Here is a 23,471-nt window from a genome sequence, read left to right on the forward strand (position 1 = left end):
GTCGAACCACTGTTACCGGACGCCCAATAGTATTCCTCGGTCGTCCATTTCAGAAGAGAAAAGCACTCTATTTCGCCAGATAATTCTCCAGAACATTGCCGACTTCGGAAAGAACTTCGGGTTCGATCATTTGATTGTGAGCACAATCGATCGTCCTGATTTCAAGTTCTCCTTCGATGAATGCATTCCATACCGCTGGATCGCGGTCGACCCCGTCACCCGACCCGCGACCTGCCGCGAAGAACAAGACATTCCCGTCGAAGACGTCGGGCACGAAACGACTCATGATCGACGTCGAATTGGCAAAACCGTCGTTGATGCGCTCGAGGTGCTCCGGGGTCAGACCGGTGTCCTGTCCGAACGACGCCGACAACAATTCGACAGCGCCCTCGTAGGTCAGCGGCCCATCCGACGCGACGGTCGGCAGGTCGAGTCCGAGCCCCTCGAGTAGTTCCTCGACGCTGAGCTTCCCCTGAGGAGTGTCGTCACCGGACTCGACGTAGCTGTCCATGATGGTCAACGAATCGACATCCGCTCCGCCCCGCCGGAGCTCGACCGCCACCGCATGGGCGACAGCACCGCCGAGAGACCAACCGAGCAGGTTGTACGGACCGGCGGGACGGACCCGACGGATCTCCTGCGCGTACCGAGCTGCCAGCGCCTGGATCGAATCGAACGACCCTCCCTCGGTGATACTCGGCAGCTGCAGGCCGTACACCGGTCGATCGTCGGCGAGGTGCCGGACGATTCCCGAATACCCCCACGACAACCCGATTCCGGGATGGATGCAGAACAGCGGGTCTCCGCTGCCTTCTGCGCGGAGAGGTACGACCACACCGAATGCGCTGTTCAAGCCCGCCCCAGCCGTGTCCTCGCTGCTGTCCACCCGCGCCGCAAGTCCGGCCGGCGTCGGATCGAGGAACAGTGCCTGCAGCGGAACCCTCACACCGGTCGCAGATTCCAACGCCGGTACCACTCGGGTTGCGACGAGTGACGTACCGCCGAGGTCGAAGAAGTTGTCGTCGACTCCGACGCGCTCGACACCGAGGACGTCGGCGAACACATCCACGACCGCCTGTTCGGTTGCGGTCGACGGCGCGCGGTACGGCACGGTGGACGCCGTCAGCTCCGGCACCGGCAACGCACGGCGGTCGAGCTTGCCGACGGGCGTCAGCGGAATCTCGTCGAGGAAGACGATTGCCGTCGGAACCATGTGTCGGGGAAGAACCGTCGCCACGTGTTCGGTGACCTCGACGGACCCGACCTCGACCCCGGAGATCGTTCGAACGTACGACACGAGCACCGTGTCGCCCGACGGCGCGGTGTGCCCGATCGTCGCAGCGAAGTTCAGCGCAGGGTGGTCGGTGAGCACCGAGTCGATCTCACCCAGTTCGATCCGGAAGCCACGGACCTTGACCTGGAAGTCACTGCGACCGACGAACTCGATCTTCAGTTCACCCGATTCGTCTCCGTGCGCCGAGCTCACCCACCGCACGACATCGCCGGTCCGGTACATGCGTTCGCCCGCTTCGCCGTACGGGTCGGCAACGAACCGTTCCGCCGTCAAGGCGAACCTCTCCACGTAACCGCGGGCCGTTCCCGGTCCGGCGATGTACAACTCACCCGCGACGCCCGCCGGCACCGGCCGAAGTCTGGCGTCGAGCACGAGGAAGCGGAACCCGATCGCCGGGCTGCCCACGTCGATCGTCCGTCCCGGTACGAGCGGGCCGCCGACGCTGGCCTGGATCGTCGTTTCCGTCGGTCCGTAGCCGTTGAACATCATTCGGCCCGGTGCCCACCGTGCCACCAGTTCCGGAGTGCACGCTTCGCCACCGACCGCCAGGACGCCGACATCGCCGAGGCGCGTGGGGTCGATCGACGCGAGCGCAGCCGGCGTGAGGAAGGCGTGCGTCACCCGCGAGCGCTCCAGCAGATCGGCCAGGTCGTCGCCGCCGAAGACACCGGGAGGAACGATCACCATGGTGGCGCCCACGCCGAACGCCATCGTCAACTCGTAGATCGATGCGTCGAAACTCGGGGACGCGATGTGCGAGATCCTGGAGTGCTGCGTCGGGTGGAAACGCAACGTGACCTCGTCCTCGAGGTTCGCCAGGCCTCGGTGCCGCACCGCGACGCCCTTCGGTCGACCGGTCGATCCCGACGTGTAGATCAGGTATGCGGGGTTGTCGAGGTGAAGCGGAGTGACCCTGTCCGCGTCGGTCACCGGCGAGGTCGGGTACCGCTTGATGTCGGCGGCGAAATCCTCGTCGTCCACCACGAGCCAGGTGATGCTGTCCGGCAGGGAATCTCGGTGGTCTCCTACGGTCAGTCCGATCGGCGCACGGGAATCGTCGAGCATGTGCGCGATGCGATCCGACGGGTAGTTCGGGTCGACGGGAAGGAACGCGGCACCCGTCTTCGCGACGGACCAGATGGACAGAATGGACTCGATCGACCTCGGCAGAGCCAGCGCAACGAACGTCTCCGGCCCGACACCGAAATCGATGAGCATCCGCGCGATACGGGTCGACCACTCGTCCAACTGGCGGTAGGACAATTCGACGTCGCCGTACTCGACGGCGATACCGTCCGGGTTCGCGGCGGCAGCGTCGGCGAGAATCATCGGCCACGTCCGGAACGGACCGCCCGCCTCGCCCCTGGCCGGCGCGAGGGCCGGATGCTCGTGTTCGCCGAGCACGTCGGCATCCCCGATCGGTGCGGACGGTGCCGACACGGCAGCGCGCAGGATACGAACGAATCTGTCCGCGAACGTCTGAACTGTCGCAGCGTCGAACAGCGACGTCGCGAAGTCGAATGCACCGTCGATACCGGCGGGTTCGCCGGCGTCGACGAACGTCTCCGCCAGCAGCAACTGAAGGTCCTGCTTGGCAACCGGCACATCGAAATCGACGCCTTCGACGGTCAGCTCCGGTAGGTCCAACCGTGCAGCTGTGTTGTTCTGGAACGACAGCGCAACCTGCGACAGCGGAGCGTACGACGTGGACCGAGTCGGGTTGAGGACTTCCACGACACGCTCGAACGGAATCTCCGTGTGGCCGAACGCTTCGAGGTCCGACTCGACGACACGGCCGAGCAACGACTCGAAGGACTCCGCACCGTCGACGACCGTGCGCAGGACCAGAGTGTTCACGAACATGCCGACGAGGTCGTCCAGCGCCGCCTCACCGCGACCGGCGACCGGTGTGGTGATCGCGATGTCGTCGATTCCGCTGAGCCTGGCCAGTGTCGCCGCGAACGCACTGTGCACGACCATGAACATGGTCGCACCGCGGTCACGGGAGAACTCCACCACCCGACGATGCAGATCTGCATCGATGTCGAACTTGACGCGCCCACCGCGGAAGTCCTGGTTGGTCGGACGTGGACGGTCGGTGGGCAAGGGCAGCAGATCAGGTGTACCGCGCAGGGCGGTTCGCCAGAATCCGAGTTGCTGTGCGGCGACGCTGTTCTCGTCGTCCTCGGAGCCGAGCAGTTCTCGCTGCCACAGCGTGTAGTCGGCGTACTGCACTTCGAGGGGACTCCACGCCGGTGCCGAACCCGCCGTCCTCGACGAGTACGCGACCATGACGTCGCGTGCGAGCGGTGCCATCGAAGCTCCGTCCGCCGCGATGTGGTGCACGACCACGGCGAGCACATGGGAGTCCTCGCCGGTTCGATAGAGCGCCAGACGAATCGGGATTTCCGTCGTGACGTCGAACCCGCGGCCCGCGAAGCGACCGAGCGCGTCGACCAGTTCGTTGTCACGCACCGATTCGACCGTCACCTCGGGGATGACCTCCGCGGCGGAGTGAATCACCTGTACGGGCGACCGCCCGACGTTCGGGAACGTCGTACGCAGCGACTCGTGCCGCTCGAGTACGTCCGCGACAGCTGCTCCTAGCGCGGACTCGTCCAACGACCCGGTGAGTTTCACGACCAGAGGAACGTTGTATGCGGGCGAGGCCGGATCGAACCGGTTGATGAACCACATGCGCTGCTGGGCCAGCGACAGCGGTACCGCCTCAGGCCGCTCGACGGACCGCAAGACCGGACGTCCGCCGGAATCTCCCGCCGATCCGGCAACGAGGCCGGCGAGTCCCGCCACGGTCGGAGCCTCGAAAATGCTGCGCACGCCGATCCGAGTCCCGAATTCGGCATTGACACGGGCAATCACCCGAGTCGCAGACAGCGAGTCACCACCGCGATCGAAGAAGTTGTCCAGCGCACCCACGCGGTCTGCTCCGAGGATCTCGGCGAACACCTCGGCCACCGATGCCTCGGCGTCCGTCCGAGGTGCGACGAAATCCACACCTTCGGAATCGAACTCGGGCGTCGGCAGCGCGCGCCGATCCAGCTTGCCGACCGGAGTCAGCGGGATGTCGTCGAGCTGAACGAACGCAGACGGCACCATGTGCCCCGGTAGCCGCTCGGACGCGTGCGCCGTCAGCTCACCGTGATCGAGCGTCGAACCCGATGTCGACGCACGGACGTACGCAACCAGAACGGTGGCACCGGACGGTGATTCGGCGCCGATCGTCGCAACGAAATCGACAGCCGGATGCGTGGCGAGCACCGCGTCGATCTCACCGAGCTCGATGCGGAAGCCGCGCACCTTGACCTGGAAGTCACTCCGCCCGACATACTCGATCGTGTAACTCCCGCCGGCTCCACTCGAGTCCATGGTCGTTCCGCCGACTGCACTCGAGTCCATGGTCGTTCCGCCGGCTCCACTCCTCCAGCGGACGAGGTCGCCCGTGCGGTACATCCGCTCACCGGGAGCACCGAACGGATCGGCCACGAAACGCTCCGCACTCAGAGCCGGACGGTCGTGGTATCCCCGGGCGAGACCGACGCCGGCCAGATACAGCTCACCTGTCACGCCCACGGGTACCGGTTGCAGCCTGCTGTCGAGCACGACCTCGTGGACGCCTCGGATCGGACCACCGATCGTCAGAGCAGCCGACGCGTCCAGTGGATCACTGATGTTGGACATGATGGTGGCTTCGGTCGGGCCGTACCCGTTGTAGAGCTTGCGTCCCGGGGCCCACTTGGACACCAGTTCTGCCGGTACGGCCTCACCGCCGACGACCACGTGAGCGAACGTCTCCAGGCCACCGGGATCGACCGACGCCAGCGCCGACGGAGTGATGAACGCGTGCGTCACGGCTTCGTCGGACAGGATTCGGTGCAGTTCCTCGCCGCCGTAGACCGTCGGCGGCACGATGACCATCGTTGCTCCGGCACCGAAGGCCAGCAGATATTCGAGCACCGACGCGTCGAAGCTCGGCGACGACACGTGCAGAGTTCTCGACTCGGGCGTGACCGAGTATCGCTCGGCCTGTTCGTGCGCGAAGTTCTCCAGACCGGAGTGCGTCACCACGACGCCCTTGGGCAGACCCGTCGAGCCCGAGGTGTAGATGGCGTAGGCGGTGCTGTCGACCCCGAGGCCGGCGACACGTTCGTGTTCCGCCAGCGGTTCGGCAGGCATGGCCTGCAGCTCGGCGTCGGTCGCTGGATCGTCGAGCACGATCCAGGGCATGCCGTCGGCGACAGTTTTCGGGAGGTCCCCGAGCCTGTCGGCGATCGTCAGTCCGAACTGGGCGCCCGAGTCGGTCACCATGTGTTCGATGCGATCCCGCGGATATCCCGGGTCGACCGGAACGAACGCTGCACCTGTCTTGGCGACGGCCCAGACAGCGACGACCGATTCGATCGAGCGTGGAAGACCGAGCGCGACGAACGACTCGGCGGATACGCCGCGCTGCAGCAGCAGCCGAGCGAGGCGAGTGGAACGGCTGTCCAGTTCGTCGTAGCCGAGCGATTCGGTACCGAACCGCAACGCGACCCGGCCGGCGGACTTCTTCGCTGCGTTCTCGAAGATGTGACCGAGGAGGACGGTGGAACGTCCCCGAGGTCCGTGGACCGGTGCGAGGGCAGCGCGCTCGGACTCGGCCAGCAGGTCGATACGGGCCAGCGGCGTTCTGTCGTTCTCGACGACGGCGTGCAGAACCCGAGAAATACGCGCGATGATCCGCTCGACGTCGTCGGCAGTGAAGAGCTCGGGCAGGTACTTGACCTTCAGGTGCAACCTGTCGTCCACGGACGCGACGAGTGTCAACGGGTAGTGCGCTGCATCCGTACCGAGAACGTCGGCAACCTTCAGCCCGGCGATGTCGGTGTCCTCCGACAGCCCGGCTTTGTCCACCGGGTACGACTCGAAGACCGTCAGGGTGTCGAACGAGACACCGTTTCCGGCGGCCCTCTGGATATCGGTCAAGCCGAGGTAGTGGTGATCGAGCAGGCTCGCTTGTTCCACCTGTACCCGGTCGACGAGATCTCCGACGGCTTCGGCCGGATCGAGCGAGATGCGCACCGGCAGTGTGTTGATGAACAAACCGATCATCGATTCGATACCGGGGATCTCCGGTGGTCGACCCGAGACAGTCGCCCCGAAGACGACATCGTCACGACCGGTCAGTGCCGCCAGTACGACGCCCCATGCGCTCTGCACGATGGTGTTGAGCGTCGCGCCGCGGTGCGCTGCCAGATCCCGCAGGGCAGCGGTGGTCTCCTTCGACAGCGATTGCGTCGATTCGACGGACACGGCCTCGAGCTTCCGCCCGCGATCCGCGTCGGCCAGCAAGGTCGGTTCCTCGACACCGGACAATGCCCGAACCCACTCCGCCTTGGATGCGGCTGCATCCCGGCGCCGCATCCAGCTCAGGTAATCGCGGTACGCGGGAACGCGGGGCAACATCGAATCGTCGCCGGCCGTCGCGTACAACGTCAGCAGTTCCTTGATCAGCAGCGGCGTGGACCAGCCGTCGAGCAGGATGTGGTGGTTGGTGAGCAGCAAGCGCCACTCCCCCGTGCCGTCCGCACCGACGGATTTCGTGATCAGCGTGAACCGAAGCAGCGGAGCGTGATCCAGCGCGAACCTGCGTGCGCGGTCCTGCCGGAGCACCGAGTCGAGCGCTGCGTCGGGATCCGGCGTACCCGACAGGTCCACGTGCGACCACGGCACGTGGATCCCCGTCTGTACAACCTGCACCGAATCACCGTTCGAGTTGTGCACGAACGCTGTTCGCAGGTTCGCATGCCGGTCGAGCAACGTCTGTGCCGCGGCTTTCATACGATCCGCATCCACGACGCCGCGAAGCTCGAGTCCGAGCTGCACCATGTAGGCGTCGACGCCCGTATCGACCTCCAGTGCGACATCCGCGGCGACCTCACCTGCGAGTCTCGCGTGGAACAGGAGCCCGGACTGCAGCGGAGACATCGACCAGACATCGTCGAGATCCGGGAATCGATTTTCCAGAGCGCTGATCGTCGGCTGATCGATGTCGACGAGCTCGAGGTCGGACGGTGTGTACCCGCCGGCTTCGGGCGCGTCGGCGTGAGTGGTCAGTGCTGTCAGTGCCTCCACCCACAGTTCCACCAGGCGATCGACCTCGGGTGCGGTGAGGACGCCGGACGGGAACGCGAACGTCGCGTCCAGTACCGGACCTTGGTCGGTGGTGTTGGTGACCGCGTTGATGTCCAGCAGCGCCGGCACCGGCATGTCGGGATTCTGTGCATCGCCGAGCGTGGTGTCGGACACCGGGATCCAGCCGACGTCGTCCATTCCCTCGGAACTGCCCGTGGCGAATCGACCCAGGTAGTTGAAGCTGACCTGAGGCTTCGGGAATCCGGCCAGCGCGGCCCGGCCTTCGTCGGTGAGGTACCGCGCCATACCGAACCCGATGCCGTGGTCCGGGCTGGCCAGCAACTGTTCCTTGACGGCCTTGATCGCCTCGCCCGCAGCCGACCCTCCGGCAAAGGCGTCGGCGACGTCGATTCCGTTCAGGTCGAGGCGGACCGGGAAGATCGTGGTGAACCATCCCATCGTGCGGCCGAGATCGGCACCGGGTACGACGCCGTCCTCGCGTCCGTGCCCTTCCAGGCTCAACAACGCATCGCTCAGCGGCGTGTCGCCATCGGCGCCGCGTTCGTTGCGCCAGGCGATCAACGCCAGTGCGAGGCCCGCGAGCAGACCGTCGCCGACGCTTCCGTGGAACTTCTCCGGGACTGTGGTGAGCAAGCGCTCGGTGACGGTGACCGGCAACGACGCCCTGATGCGTTCGACCGTAGCGTCGACGTCCACTGTGGGGTCGAGCGCACGAGCTCCGATCAGCGGATCGGGTCCGTCGAGGATCGACGTCCACAACGCGAGTTCGTCGGTGCGCTCGGCGGCGACGTCGACCAGTCCGGTTGCCCAGCGACGCATCGACGTGCCGGTGGGAGCAAGTGCCGGCTGGTCCCCCGCTACTACCTGAGACCACGCCGACGCGAGATCCGGAACCAGAATTCTCCACGAGACACCGTCGATCACCAGGTGGTGTGCGACGACGAGCAAGCGGCCCGCACCGCTGGGAGATTCGAACCAGACCATCTGGATCATGCGGCCGGTCGACGGATCGAGTCGGTCCGCTGCCTGATCCAGTTCCGCAGCAGCCTGTGCCGAGAAGGCGTCGCCGGACACGTCGTCGACCGTCACATGGTGGAGCACCGAGGAGGCCGAGACCGAGCCCACGGCCGCGACCGTCTCGGTCCACACGCCGTTGTCGTCGCGATACAGCTGTGCCCTGAGCATATCGTGGGTATCGAGAATCGCCTGGACCGTGCTCTCGAGAGTCGACCGGTCGATGGACTTCGGCAGCTGCAGAAGTGCAGTCTGGGTGTATCGACCGAACTCCTCGCTCCGCTCGAGCATCCACTGCACGATCGGAGTCAGAGGTAGATCTCCGACGCCTCCTCCTGGCAGTTCCTCCAGCACGACGACGTCGGCGTCGCCGACGAGTGCCACCACCTCGGCGAGACCGGCGACGGTCTTGCGCTCGAACACGTCGCGGGGGGCGATGACGAGACCTGCTGCCTTGGCGCGAGACACGAGCTGAATCGACATGATGCTGTCTCCGCCGAGAGCGAAGAACGAGTCGTCGACGCCGACGGTGTCCAGCCCGAGCACCTCGGCGAACAGCGCGGCCAGGCTGTGTTCGATCTCGGACGCGGGTGCCCGGCTCTGAGTGACCCGAGACGAGAAGTCCGGCGCGGGTAGCGCTTTGCGGTCGAGCTTTCCGTTCGCGGTCAGCGGGAGCTCCGCCAGCACGACGAGTGCCGCAGGCACCATGTACGACGTCAACGACGAGGCGACGTCGTCGAGAACACCTGCGACGTCGAGCGTGCGCCCGGCCTCGGGTACGACGTATCCGACCAGTCGATCACCGGCCCCGTCGTCGCGCACCGAGACCACGGACTGCGCAACTCCGTCGACTCCGAGCAGAGCCGATTCGATCTCGCCGAGCTCGATACGGAACCCGTGCAGTTGGACCTGCATGTCACTACGACCGAGGTATTCGAGCCGACCTTCGCGGTTCCATCGAGCGGTGTCGCCCGTTCGGTACATCCGTGCGCCGTCGGTGTCGTCCGGGTCGGCGACGAAACGCGTTGCCGACAGTCCGGCGCGTCCGAGGTATCCCCGGGACAGCTGGCCACCCGAGACGTACATCTCGCCGGTCACTCCAGGCGGAACGAGCCGCAACCTGTTGTCGCGGACCGACACCGAGAGCCCGGGGATCGCCTGGCCGATGACGCTCGCCGACGCCGAGGCAGCGAACTGCTCGGTCAGCGCAAGGTGGCTCACGTGCACGGTGGTCTCGGTGATTCCGTACATGTTCACCAACGTCGGAGCGTTCTCCGGGTGGCGTGCGTACCACCGGCCGAGCTGACCGAGGTCGAGCGCTTCACCGCCGAAGACGATGTACCGCAACGCAAGTCCTGCGGAATCTGCAGGCGCGACACGGTCTGCCTCGGCGAACTGGTAGAACGCCGTCGGGGTCTGATTCAGAACCGTGACCTGTTCGGCAACGAGCAACTCTCGGAACAACTCCGGCGACCGAGCGGTGTAGTAGTCGACGACCACGAGGGTGCCGCCGTAGAGCAGTGGCCCCCACAGCTCCCACACCGAGAAGTCGAAGGCGTAGGAGTGGAACATCGTCCACACATCGGTCTCGTCGAACTCGAACAAGTCGACGGTGTTCTCGAACAGCGTGGCCACCGTGGAGTGCGCAACCTGCACGCCCTTGGGACGGCCCGTACTGCCCGAGGTGTAGATGACGTAGGCGATCGACTCCGCGTCGACGAGTCCGCCGACTTCGTCCGGCGTCAGCGGACCCGAGTCGAGACCGTCGAGCACCTCGACCACGGACGGATCGTCGAGCAGAACGGTCGTCAGTTCGTCGGTCGGCACTGCCGTGACATCGGCGATCGTGGACACCACACAGACCGGCCGAGCGTCCTCGAGCATGAACGCCAACCGGTCGGCCGGATAGGTCACGTCCACCGGCAGGTAACCGCCGCCTGCCTTGAGGACCGCGAGCAGGACGACGACCAGTTCGGCGTTGCGCGGCATCGCCACCGCGACCAGGGTTTCCGGACCGACTCCTCGCGACACGAGGTGACGGGCAAGCTGATTGGACCGCCCGTCCAGCTCGGCGTAGGTGTAGCGGCGACTGCCGAACACCACCGCAGTGTTATCCGGGAACCGTGCAGCCGACGCTTCGAAACGCTGCGCCAGAGTGTCGTTCGACGGAGTCGATCCCTCGTGATTCCAGTCCACCGTGAGCGCGTGAACTTCGTCGTCCGTCAGTATGTCGACATCGCCGATGGCGCGGTCGGGGGCAGCAGTCACGCCGTCGACGAGCATCGAGAACCGTCGGACGAACTCCCGAACCGTCGACTCCTCGAACAGATCGGTGGCGTACGTGAACGCCATGTCGATGCCGGAGGGAACGCCGTCGTCGTCGAAGTTCTCGGACACGGTCAACTGCAGATCGAACTTCGCGATGCCTGCATCGATGTCGACTCCGTCGACGACGAGATCGGGTAGCTCGAGGTGCGCCCGCTCATTGTTCTGGAACTCCAACAACACCTGGAACAACGGAGAATGATCCGTCGACCGCGACGGCGCGAACTCGTCCACCAACCGCTCGAACGGCACATCGGTGTTGTCGAACGCAGCCAGATCTGCCGCCCGCGTCGCCGCCAACAACTCCACGAACGACAGGTGCGCCGACACCTCCGTCCGCAACACCAACGTCCCCACGAACATACCGACCAACGCATCCAACCCGGCCTCACCACGACCCGCGATCGGCGTACCCACCACGATGTCCTCGGTACCACTCAACCTGGCCAACAGAGCGGACCAGACTGCGTGGACGGTCATGAACATCGTTGCCCCACTGCGCCGGCTGATCTCGGTCAGCGCGGCGTGGGTGTCGGACGAGAGATGGAACGGTACCGAGGCACCGCGAAGCGACTGCTGGTTCGGCCGTGGCCTGTCGATCGGCAGCGGCAGAACCTCGGGTACGTCCGCCAGCGTGCGCGCCCAGAAGGCCAGTTGGCGTGCGGCCAGTGACGCCGAGTCGGACTCGTCACCCAGAAGAGCCTGTTGCCACAGTGCGTAATCGGCGTACTGCACCGCGAGAGGTTCGCGGACAGGGGCAGAACCTGCCACCCGCGCCGAGTACGCGATCATCACATCCGAGGCGAGCGGCGCCATGGAGGCACCGTCGGCCGCGATGTGATGCACGACGATGGCCAACACATGCTGGTCTTCACGACCGTCGAGCCGGTACAGCGAGGCACGGAACGGCATGTCGGTCGTGACGTCGAACCCGTGGGATGCATCCGCCATGATCCGTGCCGTCAGATCGCCCGCGTCCACGTCGACGACATCGAGGACATCGAGGACGAAACGGTCGTCGGGGACCGAGTGGATGTGCTGCCTCGGCCGCTCACCCGCCATCGGGAACGTCGTACGCAGACTCTCGTGCCGCGCAACCACATCCGAGACCGCTGCCCCGAGCGCTTCGACATCGAGATGTCCGGTCAAGCGCACCGCGAGTGGGATGTTGTAGGCAGCCGACTTCGTGTCGAACTGGTTGATGAACCACATCCGCTGCTGTGCTTGCGACAACGGCACGATCTCCGGGCGCACCGCAGGCACCAACGGGGGTCGATCCGCGGCGGATTCGTCGGACTGCGCTCGCAGCGACAACGTTGCGACGGTGGGTGATTCGAAGAGCGCACGCACAGTCACCGAACTGCCCAGGGCAGAGTTCACCCGCGAAGTGACCCTGGTGGCACTGAGCGAGTCACCACCGAGATCGAAGAAGTTGTCGTCGACACCGACGGAGTCCAGCCCGAGAACCTCGGCGAACACGTCCGCTATCGCTCGCTCGGTATCCGTCGTCGGATCGCGATGCTCTGCCCCACGCGACAGGTCGGGGACGGGTAGCGCGCGTCGGTCCAACTTGCCCGCCGGAGTCAACGGAATCGACTCCAACACAACGAACGCCGACGGAACCATATGCGACGGCAACACACCCGCCACGAACTCCCGCAAACCCTCCACATCCACAACTGCACCCACCACCGGCAACACATACGACACCAACACCGTCGCACCCGACGGACCATCCACACCCACCGTCGTCACGAAATCCACATCACCATGACCCACCACCACCGAATCGATCTCACCCAACTCGATCCGGAAACCACGCACCTTCACCTGAAAATCACTACGACCCACATACTCCAACACACCCGAACCGGACCACCGCACCACATCACCCGTGCGATACATCCGCACACCACCACCGAACGGCGCCGCAACGAACCGCTCCGCCGTCAACGAAAAACGATCATGATAACCACGAGCCACACCAGGACCCGACAAATACAACTCACCCACCACACCCACCGGAACAGGCCGCAGCATGGAGTCGAGAACGACAACCGAGAATCCGCGCACCGGTGAGCCGATATCGATGGGTGCACCTGGACGCATGGGTGTACCGAGCGACGCGAACACGGTCGCTTCCGTCGGTCCGTAGGCATTGAACAGATCGCGGCCCGGGGCCCACCGTTCCACCAACTCGGAACCGGCGGCGTCGCCGCCCGTCACCACGACCTGCAGATCGTCCAGACCCGATGGATCAACCGACGCCAACGCAGCAGGAGTCACGAACGCATGGGTCACCGATTTCTCGGCCAGCACCGCTGCGAGCTCGACGCCGCCGTAGACGTCGGTCGGCGCGATGACCATGGTTGCGCCGCCACAGAACGCCAACACCATCTCGAGCACCGACGCATCGAAGCTCGTCGACGCGAAGGCGAGCACACGCGAGTCGGTGGTGACCCGGAAGCGGGTCCGCTCCTCCTCGGCGAGATCGGCGATACCGCGGTGCGTGACCACCACGCCCTTCGGCACACCTGTCGATCCCGAGGTGTAGATCAGATACGCCGCATCGTCCAGCGACGGAACTGCCCGGCTGTCCGGCCGTCGACCGTCGACTGCCACAGAAGTCGACTCGGATGCAGACCAGTCGATCTCGTCGAGGACGATCCAGTCGACCTCCCGCCCCGCTTCGGTCAGCACGTCGGTGTACCGAGCCACCGAGATACCCACCGGTGCCGAGGAGTCGGTCAACATGTGTTCGATGCGATCCTGCGGATACGACGGATCGACGGGGAGAAACGCTCCACCGGCCTTCGCCACAGCCCATACCGAGACGACGTACTCGATGGAACGCTGCAGTCCCACCGCCACATAGGTGCCCGGGCGGACACCGCGCGAGCGCAGCACGTCGGCAACTCGCGAGGATCGCGCGTCCAGTTCCTGATACGTCACGGATTCGTTGCCCGCGACCACGGCGATCGCGTCGACACCGCCGGTGCCGACGGCTGTGTTCACGGCGTCGGCGAAGACGTCGGACAACAGTCGTCCGGCAACGGATTGCGCGCCGTGTACCGGGATCAAAAGGTCACGCTCGGACTCGGACAACAGTTGCAGCTGCCCGACAGGTAGTTCCGGCTGGGTCGCGAACGCGTCCAGGACGGCCACGATCCTGCCGAGAATGGTCTCCACGGCATCCTGCTCGAACACCTCGGGCAGGTACTTCGCTTCGACGTGCAGTCGATCGTCGGCCATCGCGACCAACGTGAGCGGATACTGCGCGGTGTCGCTGCCGTCGACGATTCCCGACACACGCAGCCCTGCGATGTCGGTCTCGTCGGACAGTCCACCGCGGTCGACGGGGTACGACTCGAACACCGTCAGTGTGTCGAAGGCGACCACTGGACCGACGGCCCGCTGGATCTCGGTGAGACCGAGGTAGTGGTGGTCGAGCAGACCTGCCTGCTCGTTCTGCAGACGGATGACGAACTCGCTCAACGACTCCCGCGGATCGAGCGTCACTCGAACCGGGAGAGTGTTGATGAACAGGCCGATCATCGATTCGATGTCGTTGATCTCCGGCGGCCGCCCGGACACGGTCGCGCCGAACAGGACGTCGGTGCGTCCGGTCAGCGTCGCGAGCACTGTGCCCCACGCTGCCTGTACCAGGGTGTTGATCGTGACACCACGGTCCCGAGCGAACACGCGGAGCGCAGTGGTGTCCGCCGCGTCGAACGACGTCAGCGCACGACCGGCTCGGGTCGATTCCTGTCGCCGGCTCTCGACCGGGGTCAGGAGAGTCGGCTCGGACAGTCCCTCGAGCGCCGAGATCCAGGCCTGACGACCGGCTTCGCCGTCGCGCCTGTTCATCCACGCCAGATAATCGCGGTAAGCGGGCACCCGAGGGAGCACCGCGTCGTCGCCGTCCGTCGCGTACAGAGTCAGCAGCTCGCGGATGACGAGCGGCGTCGACCAACCGTCGATCAGGATGTGGTGGTTGGTCAGCACGAGTCGCCACTGTCCTTCGGCGACCTGGACGAACGTGAACCGCAGCAGCGGTGCGTCGGCCATGTTGAATCGGGTTGCGCGGTCGGCGGCGAGGATGCGATCGAGCTCGGCGTCCTTGCCCTCTGCTGGCACGTCCCGCAGGTCGATGTCCGACCACGGAACGTCGACGCTTCGCTGAACGACCTGCAGGGCGTTGCCGTCGAGGTCGTGAACGAAGGCCGACCTGAGGTTGGCATGGCGATCGAGCACAACCTGAGCGGACCGATGCAACCGGTCCGCATCGACCGAGCCGCCGAGTTCGATGACGAGTTGGACGATGTAGGCGTCGACCGTCTGATCGGACAGCTCGGCATGGAAGAGCATGCCCGATTGCAACGGAGACATCGACCAGATGTCGGTCAACGTCGGATACCGCTTCTCGATGTCGACGATCGAACTCTGCGGCAGCGCAACGAGATCGAGGTCCGACGGGGTGAACCCACCAGCGCCTGCACTGCGCGCGTGCCGGGCGATGCTCGTCAGAGCGTTCACCCACAGGGTCGTCAACTGTTCGACGTCGTCTCGTTCGAGCACTCCCGACGGGTACGCGAACGTGGCGCGGAGGGCGTCACCGCGCTCTCCGCTGGTGGTGACTGCGTTGATGTCCAAGGCGGCCGAGACCGGTAGATCCTGGTTCTGGACATCGCCGATTCTGTCGTCCTCGACCGGGAGCCAGCCCACGCCGCGAAGATTCTCGGGAATTCCCGCGCCGTACCGTCCGAGATAGTTGAAGCTGATCTGCGGCGACGTCAAGGGTGCCAGTACGTTTCGCGACTCGTCGTCCAGGTAGCGGAGCATACCGAAGCCGATGCCGTGGTCCGGAATTCCGAGAAGTCGTTCCTTCACGGATTTGATCAACGCGCCGGCCGACGAACCGCCGCTCATCGCGTCGTCGACATCGATGCCGCGCAGATCGATTCGAACCGGATAGATGGTGGTGAACCATCCGACGGTACGAGACAGGTCCGCGCCGGGGACGATGTGGTCCTCGCGTCCGTGGGCCTCGAGCGAGACGAGCGAATCCTGGGTCTCGATACCTCGTGCACGTCGCCACGCGCCGACGGCCAGCGCGAGACCGGCCATCAAACCATCGTTGACGCTGCCGTGGAACACTTCCGGAACGGATGTCAGCAATGCCTCGGTCACGTCGGCCGACAGCTCGACCTCGACGTGATCGACCGTGGCGTACACGTCGATTTCCGGGTCGAGCGCTCGCGAACCGACCAGCGGATCGTCCCCGGACAGTGTGTCCTTCCACAACGCCAGCTCGCCCCGGCGGGACTCCGCCGCGTCGGCGAGACCGTGAGCCCAACGCCGCATCGACGTACCGACGGGAAGCAGGCTTATCGCCTCACCGGCCTCGAGCTGTGCCCATGCCGTGGCGAGGTCGGGAACCAATACACGCCACGACACGCCGTCGACGACGAGGTGATGCGCGACGATCAACAGTCGTCCGGACTTGTCGGCGGCTTCGAACCAGACGAACTGGATCATGGAGCCGCTCGCCGGGGCCAGACGTGCTGCTGCGCGTTCGAGCTCGGCCGAGGCGACCGAGGAGAACTCGTCACCGGTGCTCGAGCCGACCGAGACATGGTGAACCACCGCGGCAGCCGCGACGGAGCCGATGGGCTGCACGTCCATGCTCCAGTGCTCGTCCTCGTGACGAAGGCGCGCACGCAGCATGTCGTGATGATCGAGCACCGACTGTACGGTCGCTTCCAGTGCGGATCGATCGATGTCGTCCGGCAAGGTCAGCAGCGCCGTCTGTGTGTGGCGGTCGAACACGTGCGTCCGGTCGATCATCCACTGGGTGATGGGCGTGAGCGGCACGTCACCCACGCCGCCGCCCGGAAGTTCTTCCAGCACCGTGACCGAGTCGCCGTCCGCGGACGACGCGACCTCGGCGAGTGCGGCAACCGTCTTGCGTTCGAACACATCCCGCGGCGACAGGACGAGGCCTGCTGCCTTGGCCCGCGACACCAACTGGATGGACATGATGCTGTCTCCGCCGAGAGCGAAGAACGAATCGTCGACACCGACCTGCTCGAGGCCGAGAACTTCGGCGAAGAGTCCAGCCAGCAGCTTCTCGATCGCGGTGTCCGCCGCTCGGCCGATGTCGGCCGGACCGTCGAACGTGGGCTCGGGAAGCGCACGGCGGTCGAGTTTGCCCGCAGGGGTCAGCGGAATCGACTCCAGCCGAACGAACGCGGTGGGGACCATGTGGGCGGGCAACACCGCGGCGACGTGCTCGCGCAGGATCGCCGCATCGACAGTCGGCGACGCGGACTCCGCGGCGACGAACCAGGTCACCAGGATGGTGTTGCCGGCCGGTCCCTTGACGCCGGCTGTCGTCGCGAAGTCGACACCGTCGTGCGCACCGACTGCCGCGTCGATCTCGCCGAGTTCGATGCGGAAACCGCGCACCTTGACCTGCGAGTCACTGCGACCGACGAACTCCAGTGCACCGGCCCGGTTCCAGCGAACGACGTCGCCGGTCCGATACATCCGGCTCCCCGGTTCACCGTAGGGATCCGCCACGAAGCGCTCGGCCGTCAGCGGAAGTCGACCGTGGTAACCGCGGGCGAGAGCCGGACCGGCAAGATACAGCTCACCCGGTACACCGACAGGCACCGGCCGCAAACGAGAATCGAGTACGACCTCGGCGAAACCGATTGTCGGAGAACCGATGTCCACGACGCCGCCGGGGGCGAGCTCGTTGCTGATCGACGAGAAGATGGTGGCCTCGGTCGGTCCGTACGCGTTGAACATCTTCCGGCCGGGCGCCCACCTGGACACCAACTCCGGCGGGCATGCGTCGCCGCCGGTTGCGATGACGCGCAGTTCCGGCAACTCCGTGTGGTCGACCGTTGCCAGCGCCGCAGGAGTGACGAAGGCATGGGTCACGTGCTTGTCGCGCATCAAGTTCGACAGGTCCGGGCCGCCGTACATCCCGGACGGTGCGATCACCATTGTCGCGCCGGCACCGAACGCAAGTACGAACTCCAGGACGGACGCATCGAAACTGGGTGAGGCGAACGCCAACGTACGCGATCCCGGCTCCACCTCGAACCGTGAACGTTCTTCCGCGGCGAGGTTGGCCAGACCGCGGTGGGTCACCACCACGCCCTTGGGCACACCTGTCGACCCTGAGGTGTAGATCAGATACGCAGCGTCGTCGATTCGCAGCGGCTCCACACGCTCGGCGTCGGTGATCGCTGAGGTCGAGAACGTGGACGTCACGTGCTGGAAGCGCGGGTCGTCGAGAACCACCCAGACGACACGGTCGGACAACGCCGCCAGTGCGGAGTTGTCGGCGAGCGTCGTCAGTCCCAGCGCAGCACCCGAATCGGTGATCATGTGCGTGATTCGGTCTGCTGGGTACGTCGGGTCGACAGGCAGGAACGCCGCTCCGGCCTTCGCCGTGGCCCAGATGGCGACGATGGAGTCGACGCCACGCGGAAGTGCGAGCGCAACCACGTCACCGGGGCCGACACCGTGGTCGACGATCAGACGAGCCAGTCGGGAGGACCGAGCGTCCAACTCCCCGTACGTCATGACCCCGTTGTCGACATCGAGCGCATGGGCCGACTCGCCTGCGGACGCGACGGAGTCCGCCAGCAGTTCGGGCAACAGCCGAGGTGGCATCGGCGTGGCGCCGCGAACGGGCGTCAGCGCGTCGAGTTCGTCCGCGGACAGTATGTCGATGTCGCCGACGGCAACGCCGGAGTCCGAGGTGACCGCGTCCACGATTCGAACGAATCGGTGCGCGAACGTGTCGACGGTGGCAGCCTCGAACAGGTCGGTGGCGTACCGGAAGGAGGCCTCGATACCGGCAGCCTGTCCGGACGCGTCGAAGCGCTCGGACACGGTCAGTTGCAGATCGAAATTGGCGATGTCGTTCGCCAGATCCATTGCCTCGACGTTCAACCCGGGCAAAGTGATGTTCGGGCGATCCGTGTGCTGGAATTCCAGCATCACCTGGAACAGCGGGGTATGCGAGGTGGACCGGACGGGATCGAGCGCATCGACGACGCGCTCGAACGGAATGTCCGAGTGAGTGAACGCCGCGAGGTCGGTGGCCCTGACATCGGCCAGCAGGTCGCGGAAGGACCGCGCGGCGTCGATCTCGGTCCGCAGAACGAGTGTGTTGACGAACATTCCGACGAGATCGTCGAGTGCGGCGTCACCGCGACCGGCGATCGGTGTACCGACCGAGATGTCCGACGACGCGGACAGGCCGGACAGAAGCACCGCGAGCGACGCGTGAACGATCATGAACACGCTGGAATCGCGCAGCGTGGCCAACTCCGTCATCCGTGCGTGGACCTGGGAGTCGATCGAGAACTCCACTGCCGCACCGCGGAAGGACGATTCGGCCGGACGCGGACGGTCCGACGGGAGGTCCAGAACATCCGGGGCTCCGGACAAGGTGTCCACCCAGAAGCCGAGTTGCTTGTTCATCACGGAATCGGTGTCCGATTCCTCACCCAGGAAGGCGCGCTGCCACAGCGAGTAATCCGCGTACTGCACAGGCAGAGCCGACGTCGTCGGCGCCTCGCCCTGGGTACGCGCGCTGTAGGCAACGATCAGATCCCGAGCGAGCGGACCGGTCGAGAATCCGTCGGAGGAGATGTGGTGCACGACGAACGCGAGCACGTGATCCTCCGGTCCGACCTCGATCAGTCGAGCTCGGACGGGGACACTTCTGGCAACGTCGAATCCTTCGGATGCGACCTCGGTGACGAGGCGAAGGACATCGTCCTCGGACTCGGCCGGGATCGGAGTCAGATCGGGCAGCGCCTGGTGCGATTCCAGAATCGACTGGACGGGACCCTCGTCGGTCAGAGGGAAGACGGTCCGCAAGGCCTCGTGGCGGTCGACGACGTCACCCAGTGCACTGCGCAGTGCGGTGGTATCGAGCCGGCCGGTCAGCCTCATCGCGAAGGCCACGTTGTACGCAGCGGACGATGTGTCGTACTGGTTGATGAACCACATACGCTGCTGTGCAAGAGAAACCGGGATGGACGCCGGTCGCTCCACTGGAACCAGTGCCGGCTTCGGGTCGGTCCGGTAGCCCTGCGATTCGACGGCCGCAGCCAGCGAACGCACGGTCGGCGAGTCGAACAGATCGCGAACGGTCAGGCTCGATCCGAGAGCCGAGTTGATGCGCGCCACGGCTCGCATCGCGACGAGAGAGTTGCCACCGACGGCGAAGAAGTTCTGGGTGACGCCGATGGGTTCTCCGCCCAGAAGCGCGACGAACTCTCCGACGATGATCTCCTCGACCGGATTCGACGGTGCGACGATCTCGTCGTCGGTCAGCGTGAACACCGGGTCCGGCAAGGCTTTCCGGTCGAGCTTTCCGCTGGAGTTCAGCGGGAACTCGGCCAGTTCGACCACGAGCGACGGCACCATGTACGCCGGAAGGGACTCGCCGACGGCGCGTGCCAACTCGGCTGCGTCGACGGTTGCTCCCCGCACGGGCACGACGTAGGCCACCAGAGCCTCGCCCGTGGAGACGGTGCGGTGCACGACGGCCACGGCGCGCGCGACGGATGGGTGGCGAAGCAGCGCCGATTCTACTTCCGGCAACTCGATTCGCAGTCCGCGGAGTTTCACCTGGAAGTCGGTTCGGCCGATGTACTCGAGGTTGCCGTCGGCGCGCCACCGCACGAGATCACCTGTGCGGTAGAGACGTTCGCCCGGTTCACCGTACGGATCGGCGACGAAGCGATCGGCTGTCAGATCACCGCGACCGACGTAACCACGTGCGAGTTGGACACCTGCCAGGTAGAGCTCACCCGGTGCACCGATCGGCGCAGGCTTCAACGACGCGTCGAGGACGTAGGTGCGCGTGTTCCACACCGGAGCACCGATCGGAATCGACACCGGATCCGACGAGACGCAGTGGTACGACGTCACGTCGACCGCTGCTTCGGTAGGACCGTACAGGTTGTGCAACTGCGCATCCGAGAAGGCAGCGAATGCCTCCACCGTCGCAGGTGGCAAAGCCTCGCCGCTGCAGAACACCAAGCGCAGCGACTCGCAGTCCTCGGCGTGCGCACCGTCGACGAAAACGGCGAGCATGGACGGCACGAAGTGAAGGGTGGTGATCCTCTCACGCAGAATCACCCGCGACAGATACTCCGGATCACGGTGACCGTCGGGAGCTGCGATGACCAGTTTGGCGCCGACCTGCAACGGCCAGAAGAACTCCCACACCGAGACGTCGAAGCTCGCCGGAGTCTTCTGCAGGACGTTGTCCGACGGCTCGAGCCGGTACCGGTCCTGCATCCACAGCAGCCGGTTGACGATGGCCTCGTGCGAGACGGCCACGCCCTTCGGCCGCCCCGTCGAACCGGAGGTGTAGATGACGTAGGCGGTGTTCGCGCCAGTGATGTCGCCGAGACGCTCCGACGAGCCCAGCGGAGTCGTCGCCCTGTCCGAGACATCGATCAGGTCGACGGCGAGGACCGGAGTGGCCACCGACACGTCGATCCAGTCCCTGCTCGTCGTCAGGATGCAGACGGGCTGCGCGCTGTCGATGACGTACGCGGATCGGTCCACGGGATGGTCCGGGTCGATCGGTACGTAGGCGCCGCCGGCTTTCATGATGGCGTACATGCCGACCAGCAGATCGGTGGACCGTCGAATCGCCAGTCCTACATGCGATTCCGGTCCGACTCCCAGCGACACCAGGTGACGTGCGAGCTGGTTGGCACGCTCGTCCAGCTCGCGGTACGTCACGTGCTCGTCGTCGAACACCAGCGCGATCGAGTACGGGCTTCGCGCGACCTGCAGGTCGAACAAGCTGCCGAGCGTCGGGTCCGATCCGACCTGGGGAGGGAGCCGGTGCTCGGTGGAGTTCCATACGGCGAGCACGGTGTCACGCTCGGACACCGACAGGATGTCGAGATCCCGAAGCGGCGCCTGCGGCGCACGGGTGATCGACTCGAGCAACCGGAGAAAACGATCGACGAAACGCTCGATGGTGTCTGGGTCGAACAGGGCGGTGGAGTACGTGAACGCCGCACTCGACGTGCCGCTCTCCCCCGCTGCTTCGTCGATCCGAAGCTGGAGATCGAACTTGGTGGTGTCGGTGTCGATTTCCTCGATGTTCACCGTCAGATCGGGTAGCTCGAGGTGCGCCCGCTGATTGTTCTGGAACTCCAACAACACCTGGAACAACGGAGAATGATCCGTCGACCGCGACGGCGCGAACTCGTCCACCAACCGCTCGAACGGCACATCGGTGTTGTCGAACGCAGCCAGATCCGCTGCCCGCGTCGCCGCCAACAACTCCACGAACGACAGGTGCGCCGACACCTCCGTCCGCAACACCAGCGTTCCCACGAACATACCGACCAACGCATCCAACCCGGCCTCACCACGACCCGCGATCGGCGTACCCACCACGATGTCCTCGGTACCACTCAACCTGGCCAACAGGAGCGCCAGTGCGGAATGGAACACCATGAACGGTGTCGCGTCGTGTGCGGCGCCCAGCCGCACGAGCTCGGACCGCAGTTCCGCGGGAATCTCGAATCTCGTCGTTGCGCCCGCCACGGATTGAGTGCTGGGGCGCGGTCGATCGAGAGGCAACGGCAGAACGTCGGGCGCATCCGCCAGTACTCGGGACCAATACGCCAACTGGCGGGACATCAGGGATTCCGAGTCGGACTCCGACCCCAGCAGTCCGCGCTGCCACAGCGAGTAATCCGCGTACTGAACTGCCAACGGTTCCCAGGCCGGAACTTCACCGGCCACCCGGGACGAGTACGCGATCATCACATCGGAGGCGAGCGGCGCCATGGAGGCACCGTCGGCCGCGATGTGATGCACCACGATGGCCAGCACATGCCGATCCTCACGACCGTCGAGCCGGTAGAGCGTAGCTCTGATCGGCATGTCGGTCGTGACGTCGAAGCCGCGTGCAGCGTCGGACGACACGTGCCCGGCCAGTGCGCTCTCGTCGATGGACACCATGTCCAGCGACAGATCGACGTCGGCCGCGTCGAGCACTACCTGCTGAGGAAGCTCGCCCACCGTCGGGAACACGGTTCGAAGACTCTCGTGGCGTTCGACCACGTCCGTCACCGCTGCGCTGAGCGCCGCGACGTCCACGGCACCGGACAACCGCACTGCCAGTGGGATGTTGTAGGCAGCCGATTGCGTGTCGAACTGGTTGATGAACCACATCCGTTGCTGGGCGAGCGACAGCGGAACCACGTCCGGCCGCTCCGCACGAACCAGCGCGGGACGATTCGACGAGCCGGCGGTGTCCTCGGCACGAGCGGTCAACCCGACGACCGTCGGCGCCTCGAACAGATCGAGAACCCGCAGAGACGAACCGAGATCGGCGTTCACCCGAGCGATCAATCGTGTTGCGACCAAGGAGTTTCCGCCGAGATCGAAGAAACTGTCGTCGATGCCGACCTTCGGCGAGTCCAGCAGGTCCGCGAAGACCGCGGCCACTCGTCGTTCGTTGTCCGTCCGTGGGGCACGGAACACCGAGTGCGACGCCAGCGTCGGAGACGGTAGTGCGCGTCGGTCCAACTTGCCCGCCGGAGTCAACGGAATCGACTCCAACACAACGAACGCCGACGGAACCATATGCGACGGCAACACACCCGCCACGAAC

General features: G+C 65.4%; 1 protein-coding gene. It reads right to left on the bottom strand.

What is annotated here, in order from left to right:
- Positions 1-67: 67 nt before the first annotated feature.
- Positions 68-23,471: non-ribosomal peptide synthase/polyketide synthase (locus tag CH289_RS22310; protein WP_462052417.1), on the bottom strand; the 23,404-nt coding region annotated here is incomplete at its 5' end.

It is taken from the genome of Rhodococcus sp. RS1C4 (assembly GCF_002258225.1).
In the GTDB taxonomy this organism is placed as follows: domain Bacteria; phylum Actinomycetota; class Actinomycetes; order Mycobacteriales; family Mycobacteriaceae; genus Rhodococcoides; species Rhodococcoides fascians_E.